The organism is Streptomyces sp. MBT53 (assembly GCF_016654115.1).
Classification (GTDB): domain Bacteria; phylum Actinomycetota; class Actinomycetes; order Streptomycetales; family Streptomycetaceae; genus Streptomyces.
In genome coordinates this window covers 1-9,135 of sequence record NZ_JAEQAZ010000272.1, presented here as the reverse complement: position 1 = coordinate 9,135, position 9,135 = coordinate 1, and the positions used below count along the sequence as shown (strand labels likewise).

Annotated in this window: 9 protein-coding genes and 1 pseudogene; 8 read left to right on the top strand and 2 right to left on the bottom strand. The window is 69.7% G+C overall.

Annotated features, from left to right (window positions below; genetic code table 11):
- Positions 1–183 precede the first annotated feature (183 nt).
- Positions 184–1,113, top strand: a complete 930-nt coding sequence (locus JHN45_RS47530) for a hypothetical protein (RefSeq protein ID WP_201055646.1) — start codon at positions 184–186, stop codon at positions 1,111–1,113.
- A 124-nt stretch (positions 1,114–1,237) separates the two neighbouring features.
- Here JHN45_RS47530 and JHN45_RS47525 read toward each other — a convergent pair whose 3' ends face one another.
- Positions 1,238–1,552 carry a hypothetical protein gene (locus JHN45_RS47525; RefSeq protein WP_200716533.1) on the bottom strand — a complete coding sequence of 105 codons (315 nt, stop codon included), beginning with the start codon at positions 1,550–1,552 and terminating at the stop codon, positions 1,238–1,240.
- 164 nt (positions 1,553–1,716) lie between these two features.
- Between JHN45_RS47525 and JHN45_RS47520 the strand changes: the two genes are divergently transcribed.
- A complete protein-coding gene (locus JHN45_RS47520; protein WP_200716532.1) occupies positions 1,717–2,076 on the top strand; it encodes an arsenate reductase family protein in 360 nt (119 codons plus the stop codon).
- Between the two features lie 142 nt (positions 2,077–2,218).
- A complete protein-coding gene (locus tag JHN45_RS47515) occupies positions 2,219–2,905 on the top strand; it encodes a hypothetical protein (protein WP_200716531.1) in 687 nt (228 codons plus the stop codon).
- A gap of 3 nt (positions 2,906–2,908) precedes the next feature.
- Here JHN45_RS47515 and JHN45_RS47510 read toward each other — a convergent pair.
- Positions 2,909–3,637 (bottom strand): annotated as a pseudogene (locus tag JHN45_RS47510) (alpha/beta fold hydrolase); the annotation flags it as partial.
- A gap of 385 nt (positions 3,638–4,022) precedes the next feature.
- Between JHN45_RS47510 and glnII the strand changes: the two are divergent.
- From glnII to JHN45_RS47480, 5 genes are all read left to right on the top strand, one after another.
- Positions 4,023–5,051 carry a glutamine synthetase gene (gene glnII, locus JHN45_RS47500; protein ID WP_201055644.1) on the top strand — a complete coding sequence of 343 codons (1,029 nt, stop codon included), beginning with the start codon at positions 4,023–4,025 and terminating at the stop codon, positions 5,049–5,051.
- A gap of 84 nt (positions 5,052–5,135) precedes the next feature.
- Positions 5,136–6,077, top strand: a complete 942-nt coding sequence (locus JHN45_RS47495) for a hypothetical protein (protein ID WP_201055642.1) — start codon at positions 5,136–5,138, stop codon at positions 6,075–6,077.
- A gap of 293 nt (positions 6,078–6,370) precedes the next feature.
- A complete protein-coding gene (locus JHN45_RS47490; RefSeq protein ID WP_200716529.1) occupies positions 6,371–6,967 on the top strand; it encodes a winged helix-turn-helix domain-containing protein in 597 nt (198 codons plus the stop codon).
- 60 nt (positions 6,968–7,027) lie between these two features.
- Positions 7,028–8,026: an NAD-dependent epimerase/dehydratase family protein gene (locus tag JHN45_RS47485; RefSeq protein ID WP_201055640.1), complete on the top strand. Its 999-nt coding sequence runs from the start codon at positions 7,028–7,030 to the stop codon at positions 8,024–8,026.
- Positions 8,027–8,206: 180 nt separating this feature from the next.
- The coding region (locus JHN45_RS47480; RefSeq protein ID WP_201055639.1) for a sensor histidine kinase at positions 8,207–9,135 on the top strand (929 nt) is incomplete at its 3' end.

Here is a 9,135-nt window from a genome sequence, read left to right as displayed (position 1 = left end):
GCTGCGGGGGTGGGTGGGGGCGACGCGGGTGACGCCGCGGTTCCGGACGCCGGTGGAGAAGGAGCTGTCGGCGGGCTGACTGCCGGATTCGTTCAACTCGTCTGCATTACAGGGCTGTTGATCCCGCCACGCTGAGCAGTATCGTCGAGACACGGCTTCTGCGGCTTTCCGGAGTGTGTGTCCATGAAGATGAACTTCAATAGGGAAATGGGCCCTCGCAGCCCGAAGACATCCCCCGCCGAGCTGAACAAAGCCGCCAGAGAGCTCCGCCTTCGCGCCGGAGAACTCGAAAAGTGCCTGGAAGACGGCCGCCACGACGTCGTCGCGCCAAAGGTGCGTGGCCTCCAGCAGGCACACGGCGAGCTGACGTACAGCATCAGGAGGAAGGTTCGCGGCAGGCGTCGTTCGGTCGCCGGGGCAGCGGTCTTCGAACGCGACGAGACGCGCACGCCGTTCGCGCCGAAGCCCCTTCTCTCTGAGAAGGAACGGGCAAAGCTCAGGCAACTGGCGCGGGTGGCCAGGGAAGTGGCGAACGACCTGCTCTCGAAGGAGTTCACCGATGCGACGCTCAGGGAAGCAGCAGGTGGGGTGAACCCGTGCGGCGCGAAGGACGGGGTCCTGCCGGGTGAACGAATGACGGCCTTTGCACTCGACGTAGCCTCCTACGCCACGCTGGAGACTTCGAACCCTGAAGCCGTAGGGCGCAAGGGAGTCACCGTGGCGACGCGCAACTGCGACAAGAGGACGAAGATGGCCGTGTCGGTGTGGCAGTACGCCCTCGGCCCCTCCCCGCTCAAGTTGTTCGACGACACCACCAAGATTCTCGGCGAGGCGGTCCGCGGCAGCAACGCCAAGAAACTGAAGGCCAACATGGCCCGATTGGCCGATCTCACCATGGGCTCCCCTCGGCGGACGGAACTCCAGTCCGAACCCGAGCCGGAGTTCCTGTTCACCGAAGGCTCGTGCCTGCCGGACGCAACGTCGTGGTTCTCCGCCGACGACCTGTGGACGGACGAAGAGCCGCTGACGGAGTCCCAGCTGCCAGACGCAACGCACTGGTTCACAGACGGCGAACTGCGGATGGACGCACCACTCCCGTTCGACCTGCCGTAGCGCAAGAAGCTGCGTCGCCGCAACCTCGGCCACCTCGGGCTCTGAATCGCCGAGTCGCTCCTCCAGGCAGCGCGCCACCCGCCCCAGCGACCCCTGGGAACGAGCGGCGCGCGGGAAGCAGGGTTCAGCGGCTGTACCGCATCAGCGCCCGCACCATGTGACACGTCGTGTCCGACGGCGCGTGGACGCCGATCAGTTCGGCGGTGCTGCGGATCGTCTCGTTGCGGGCCTGGTTCGGGACGTAGACGCCCGAGTCGAGCAGGGCGATGGCCAGCCGCATCGCCTTGAGGCGGCGGTTGTGCGTGACGTACCACTCCCGCGGGCGGCCGGGCGGCAACGGCCGCTTCGCCACGGGCACGTAGGGCAGGTCGAGTTGGACGGAACGCTTCGCGGTGGACTGGGTCGGCAGCGGCTTCGGCTTCAGTGCGGCAGCGGGCACGGACATCCTCCTGTCGCGGTCAGGGCGCCGTCCGGACCCCCCGGCGACACCCTCGAACACTGCTTCTATTCTACTGCCCACCACTGACAAACGCCCTGGCCACAACGGCTGTTGAGGGCGTTGTGACGCAGGTGGAAGACGGGTTTTCGCGTACCGTGAGCGCCATGGAGATCTGGATCAACCCGGCCTGTTCCAAGTGCCGCAGCGCCGTGAGCCTGCTCGACGCGGAGGGGGCCGAGTACACCGTCCGCCGCTATCTGGAGGACGTGCCGAGCGAGGCCGAGATCAGGGACGTACTGGAGCGGCTCGGGCTCGAACCGTGGGACATCACCCGCACCCAGGAGCCCGTGGCGAAGGAGTTGGGGCTCAAGGAGTGGGCGCGGGACGGCAGTTCGCGGGCGCGGTGGGTGTCGGCGCTCGCCGCGCATCCCAAGCTGATCCAGCGGCCGATCATCACGGCGGACGACGGTACGGCGGTGGTCGCGCGCAGTGACGAAGCCGTCCGGGAGGCCCTGTCCCGGTAGCTCCCGGTAGCGGGGGCGCGGCGCATGATCCACAACTCCCGTGTGGCGTACGTCACTTCAGTGACTTCTGTGTCGGATGAGTTACATCGTTCGGTATCCCGTACATAGCGGCGTACGGTCCCCTACCCCACAGGAGACGCGCATGTCGCGCAGGAGAACTGCCAGCACGAAGAAGAAGCTGGCGCTGCTGGTCACCGCCGCGGCGGTCGCCGGAGGCGGGGCCTTCGCTCTCGCCACCACGTCGAACGCGTCGCAGTCGTCGGCCCAGAACGCCAAGACGCTGTCCGCGCCGAACTCGACGGTCTGCCAGGGGCTCGCCACCGCCCTCGGCAACAACCAGAGTTTCATCGCCGGCCAGAAGGCCAATCCCGACGCACAGTCGGCGGCGCGGATCGCCAACCGCGAGGCGGTCATCGCGCAGATCAAGGTGCAGCAGAAGGCGTCCGGTTGCACGGTTGGGGAGTCGGCTCAGGGCTCCCAGGCCGCACAGCCCGCGCAGTCCGCACCCGCGGCCACGGCCACCTCCAAGGCGACCCCTCCGGCGGGAAACACCGGCAACACCGGCACGGGTGCCGCTGCCGGCAGCCAGGTGTGCAACGGCTCGACCGTCACGCTCTCCGGCGAGGCCGGTGCGCCCGCCGCCTCCAGCAACCAGTTCCCGGCGGGGACGACGCTGAAGGTCACCAACCTGGACAACAACAAGTCCACGACGGTGAAGGTGACTTCGGTCTCCGGCAGCTGTGTCCTGCTGAACAACGCCGCATTCGAACAGGTCCGTGAGCCCGGCAAGTTCCTCATCCGCCGTGCTCTGATCCAGAAGGTGGGGTGACGCTCAGGGTCCGAGAAAACCGGTGAGGTGACGGCCCAGTCGCTCAGGCGCGGACTGCGGCAGCGCGATGGGGGTCCCCCCGCTCGAACGAAGCTGAGAGTGGGGGAGGGAGACGTCCGCCAGGATGTCGGTCTCCACGTGCGGCAGCAGACTCGCCGCCCGGGTCGCCACCAGGTGCGTGTCATAGGTCCTGCTGCTTCCGGCCAGAAGCAGCAGGACCGACGCGTTGAGCCCGCGCAGCGCGTCCGGCGCCGGGCGGGGACCGGTCACCGGTTTCGCGGACGGGAACCCCGCGCCCCCCTCCTGAAGGCGCAGCCAGTCGGGGGCCGGTGCCGCTCCCCCGGTCTCCCACTCCAGGAACCCGCGGACCCGGCGCGGGGTGGGCCGCAGCAGCATCGGCAGCGCGTGCAGCAGATACGCCGTCTCGAACCCGGCGAAGCACTGGGTCGGGTCGAGGAGGAACAGACGGCGTATCCGGTCGGGCGCGTGCAGGGCGTAGTGCAGGGCGATCCGGCCGCCGTAGGAATGACCACCGAGGCCGGCGGCCGACGTCACGCCTAGTCCGTTCAGGAGTGCGTCCAGCCAGGTCGTCAGGTCGGCCACCGTGCGCGGGCGGCGCCCGGCCGCCGGGACGCTCCGGCCGGGGAAGCCGATCAGGTCGACGGCGTGGACGCGGTGCCCGGCCCGGGCGAGTTCGCCGGCCTGCGCGTACCAGGACGCCGAGGTCGCTCCCCTTCATTGTTCCCGGGCCGTCGCGGTCGAACTCGGCCTGCGCAGCGCCCGGTTCGCGAACCGGAACGGCATGCACCCGACGGACGTACGCGCCCTGGTCGACCGGCTGGACCGGGCCGGGCATGCACGGCGGGCGCGGAGCGAGGGCTAACCCCATCGCATACGAGCCGTCCGGCCGGCCCCGTCTGCGGCTGCGAACCGCGAGGCGGGCCCTGGTGGGGTGAATCGCGCCACAGCATGGCCAGGTAACACGGGGTTCACACTTGGGCAATGATCGGGAAATCGCATGTTGACAGGCTGCCCGGCATGAATCGCGGCGCTCCAGTGCCGCTGCGCCGCAGCACCCGCAAGTGCGACGAATGACCCACCCCGAAGGATGTGGCCCGTGACCTTCAAGGCTGAGTACATCTGGATCGACGGCACCCAGCCGACGGCCAAGCTCCGTTCCAAGACGAAGATTCTGGCCGACGACGCCAAGGGCGCCGAGCTCCCGATCTGGGGCTTCGACGGGTCGTCCACGAACCAGGCCGAGGGGCACTCCTCGGACCGCGTGCTCAAGCCGGTCGCCAGCTTCCCGGACCCGATCCGCGGCGGCGACGACATCCTTGTCATGTGCGAGGTCCTCAAAATCGACATGACGCCGCACGAGTCCAACACGCGTGCCGCGCTCGTCGAGGTCGCCACCAAGTTCGCCGCTCAGGAGCCGATCTTCGGCATCGAGCAGGAGTACACGTTCTTCGACGGCGCGCGCCCGCTGGGCTTCCCCGAGGGCGGCTTCCCGGCCCCCCAGGGCGGCTACTACTGCGGTGTCGGCGCCGACGAGATCTTCGGCCGCGAGATCGTCGAGGCCCACCTGGAGAACTGCCTCAAGGCCGGTCTCGCGATCTCCGGCATCAACGCCGAGGTCATGCCCGGCCAGTGGGAGTTCCAGGTCGGCCCGGTCTCCCCGCTGGAGGTCTCCGACCACCTGTGGATCGCCCGCTGGCTGCTCTACCGCACCGCCGAGGACTTCGGCATCTCCGCGACCCTCGACCCCAAGCCGGTCAAGGGCGACTGGAACGGCGCGGGCGCGCACACCAACTTCTCCACCAAGGCGATGCGCGAGGGCTACGACGCGATCATCACCGCGTGCGAGTCCCTCGGCGAGGGCTCCAAGCCCCTCGACCACGTCAAGCACTACGGCGCCGGCATCGACGACCGTCTGACGGGCCTGCACGAGACCGCCCCGTGGAACGAGTACTCCTACGGCGTCTCCAACCGCGGTGCCTCGGTCCGTATCCCGTGGCAGGTCGAGAAGGACGGCAAGGGCTACATCGAGGACCGCCGCCCGAACGCCAACGTCGACCCGTACCTCGTGACGCGCCTCATCGTCGACACGTGCTGCACCGCCCTGGAGAAGGCCGGCCAGGTCTGATCCGCCCCGCACTCGCGGAAGAGGCGTCCACCATCGTGGTGGGCGCCTCTTCGCGTTGTCAGTGGCGCGTGCCAGTCTTGATCCATGGACATCGACGGGGGCCTCAAGGGCATCGACGAGGGTCTCGACATCAAGGTCGAGACGGAGAACAGGCAGACGTACACGCGGACTTCGGTGGTACGGCTGCGGGAGCTGGTGGCGCGGATCGGGGGCAACGGCGACCGTTTCCTGATCGTGCAGCGGATACCCGACCTCCCTGACGTGTTCGCGCAGGTGTGGCACGAGAAGGGCGGGGACTACCGGCTGGAACACCGCCTGAGCGAGGCCGAGTTCTACGGCACGAACCTCACGGATCCCGTGCGCGTGGCGGAGCTGCTGACCGCCTGGGCACGGCAGACGGCCGACTGGGACGCGGGCGTCGGCTGGGAGCCGGTCGACCTGGGCCCACGGGAGGAGGTGCCCGAACTCCCGGACGAGGTGCGGGAGAAGGTCGAGGAGCGGGTCAGGACACGGCTGCGCTGCGGCTACGACGACCGGAAGACGCTGACCGAGATCGCCGAGGACCACCTCGTGAAGGGCGACGAGCGGCCGGTCTCCCGTGCGCAGGCCGCGCGGCTGGTGGACCGGCTGTGGATGGAGCGTGTGACCGAGCAGGCGGCCTGGGAGGGCGTCACCGACCCGGAGCGGCTCAGCCGTGCCTTCGAGGCGCTGGACGCGAGCGGTGTCACCGCCCGGGAGAACTTCGCCTGCTGCCGGGGCTGCGGCCTCGCGGAGATAGGCGCGGAGCGGGAGGGTGCGCGCGGCTTCGTCTTCTTCCACCAGCAGGTCACCGAGCACGCCGCCGAAGGGCACGGACTCGCTCTGCACTACGGCGGGTTCGACGGCTCCGCCGAGACCACCACGGCCGTCGGGCACGAGGTGCTGGCCGCGCTCCGGGCCGCCGGGCTGTCCGCCGGCTGGGACGGAGATCCGGACAAGGCGATCGACGTCAAGCCGCTGACCTGGCACAGACGGCTGGTGGGATGAGGGGCCGGACGTCAATTTCCCGCCAAGGGGGCGTCCAAGCTGTGAGAGGAGGGTCCTGTTGCGGGCGTGTGTCTGCTTCAATGGGCCCATGGGCAACTACCAGAAGTGCGGAGCGACGGGTCGCCATGACCTGGAGCCCTTCTGGCCTTCCCGTCAGCACCATGACTTCGACCGGGTGTGTTGTCGCGCGATGAACGCGCCGGCCCTCTAAAGCCGTACACCCTCGGCCTCCGGCCTGCGCGACTCGATGTACGTCCCTCGACGAACCTCTCGCGCGAAAGAGCTGACCTCTCATGGCGATCATCCGTTCACTGTCCTCCGCCACCCTCGACGCCCCGGCGCCCTCCCCCGCCCCGACCGGCACGCGGAACCATCTGCGTGCCGTCGACCGGGACGAGGTGATCGACGTCGCGGAGTTCCTGCCGCCGGGCGCCACCTGGCTGCCGGCGCCGCCGCACACGCTGCCCACCCTGCCGGGGCAGCCGCCGATGGTCGGGTACCTCGTCCTCATCCCGGCCGACAGCCCGCACCTCCTCGCCCGGACCGGGCACCCCGACGTCCTGCCGGACGGCGTGCCGGACATCAGCGTCGACGCCGAACCGCTCGTCCGCATCGACACCGTGCAGCGCACCGCGCAGCTCAAGGGCGAGGAACTCGACCTCACGTACCTGGAGTTCGAACTCCTCGCCCATCTGGTGGCCCACCCCAACCGGGTGCACACGCGCGACCAGCTGGTCACCACGGTGTGGGGCTACGGGCACGTGGGCGACGGCCGTACCGTCGACGTCCACATCGCCCGGCTGCGCCGCAAGCTGGGTGCCGAGCACCGCAAGGCGATCCAGACGGTGCGCCGGGTCGGCTACAAGTACACGCCGCCGACCGCGCGTTGATCATCTGCTGACGGCAGATTCGCGTTCCGTTCCGTGTGCCGCGCGGGCAGAGTCGTCGGCATGAGACTTCTGGTGCTGGGCGGTACGGAGTTCGCGGGACGGGCCGTCGTGGAGGCGGCCCTCGGGCGGGGCTGGGAGGTGACCGTTCTCAACCGGGGACGGCACCAGGCCCTGCCCGGGGTACGGGCGTTGCGGGGTGACCGCACCGCGCCCGGTGGGCTCGACGCGCTGGCCGGGGGCGAGTGGGACGCCGTCGTCGACACCTGGTCGGCGGCGCCCCGCGCGGTGCACGACGCTGCGCGGCTGCTCGCCGGGCGGGTGGGCCGGTATGTGTATGTGTCGAGCTGCTCGGTGTACGCGTGGGCGCCGCCCGCCGGATACGACGAGTCCGCGCCCGTCGTCGAGGGCGCCGCGCCCGACGCCGACAGGACGGACTACACGCGCGACAAGCGGGGCGGGGAGCTGGCCGCGCTCGATGCGTTCGGGGCGGAGCGGTCGGTGTTCGTGCGGGCGGGGCTGATTCTCGGACCGTACGAGAACATCGGGCGGCTGCCGTGGTGGCTGACGCGGGTCGCGCGGGGTGGGCCGGTGTTGGCGCCGGGGCCGCGGGGGCTTGCCCTTCAGTACGTGGATGTGCGGGACCTCGCGGAGTGGGTCCTCGGGGCGGTGGAGCGGGAGTCGAGCGGGGCGTACAACCTGATCTCGCCGCAGGGGCACGCGACGATGGGGTCTTTGTTGGACGCGTGTGTGCGGGTCACTGGTGGGGTGGCGTCGCTGCGTTGGACCGAGCCGGAGGTCGTGCTCGGGGCCGGGATCGAGCCGTGGACTCAGTTGCCGGTGTGGATTCCTGCCGGGAGTGAGGGGTATGACGCGCTGCACAGTGCGGATGTGTCCCGGGCAGTGGCGACTGGGTTGAGCTGTCGTCCTGTGGAAGAGACGGTGGCTGATACGTGGAGTTGGTTGCGGGGCATCGGTGGGGTTGCGCCGCAGCGGCCGGATCGGCCGGGGGTGGGGCTTGACCCTGTTGTGGAGGCGAAGGTGCTTGGGGTGGCGTTGTAGGGGTTGTTCGTTGGCTGCGGGTCGGTGGGGGCTGGGCGCGCCCACGCGGCGGAGCCGCAAATTGATACAGCCCCGCGCCCCTAAAAGCAAAGGACGCAGGGAACCGGTGTTGGTAGCGACACCCCCATCACGGTGGACGGGCCCCGTGACCTTGGCGCCGTGCTCCGTGAGACTGGGCCCATGGACACGAACAGGGCCCGTACAGTCGTCACGGCCGGGCTGCGCGGCCTCGCTCTCGCTCTCATCTCCCTCTACGGGTCGCTCGTCCTCTTCGTTCTCACGCTTGTCTCCCTTGTGCTCGTCCCTGTGGGGATCGGGCTGATCACCACGCCCTGGGTGCTGGCCGGCGTGCGGGCGCACGCGAATCGGCGGCGGCTGTTCGCCGTGGAGTGGTGCGGGGTGCGGATTCCGGTGGAGCCGAGCGGGGCGAAGTCCTGGAAGGTCACCCTCCGGTTGCTCGGCTGGCTGTTCGTCGACATGACCGCCGGGTTCGTCACCGCGCTGGTGCCCGCTGCCCTGGTGTTCTATCCGCTGGAGGGGTTCGCGTTGGCCTTCGGGCTGTGGCGGGTGTTCACGGACGGGACGTATGTGGGGTGGTGGTACGGGTTCGTGCCGGTGAGCGGGCAGGGCAGTGCCCTGCTCGCTGGGCTGCTGGGTGTCGCGCTGCTCGTCGCTTCCTACTTCCTCACGCCCGCCCTGTTGCGTGTCCACTTCCTGCTGACGCGTTCTGTGCTCGCTCCGGGGCAGGGTGAACTCGCCGAGCGGGTGCGGGTGTTGACCGAGACCCGGCGGGACGCGGTGGACTCCTCGGCGGCCGAGCTGCGGCGGATCGAGCGGGATCTGCACGACGGCGCGCAGGCCCGGCTGGTGGCCATGGGGATGGATCTCGGGACGATCGAGGCGCTGTTGGAGAAGAATCCGGCGAAGGCGCGGGAGCTGCTGGCCCGGGCTCGGCAGTCGTCCGCCGAGGCGCTGGGTGAGTTGCGTGATCTGGTGCGCGGGATCCATCCGCCGGTGCTGGCGGAGCGTGGACTCGGGGATGCCGTAAGGGCGTTGGCGCTGCGGATGCCGGTGCCGACGGAGGTGGGTGTGGACATCGGGGGCGGGCG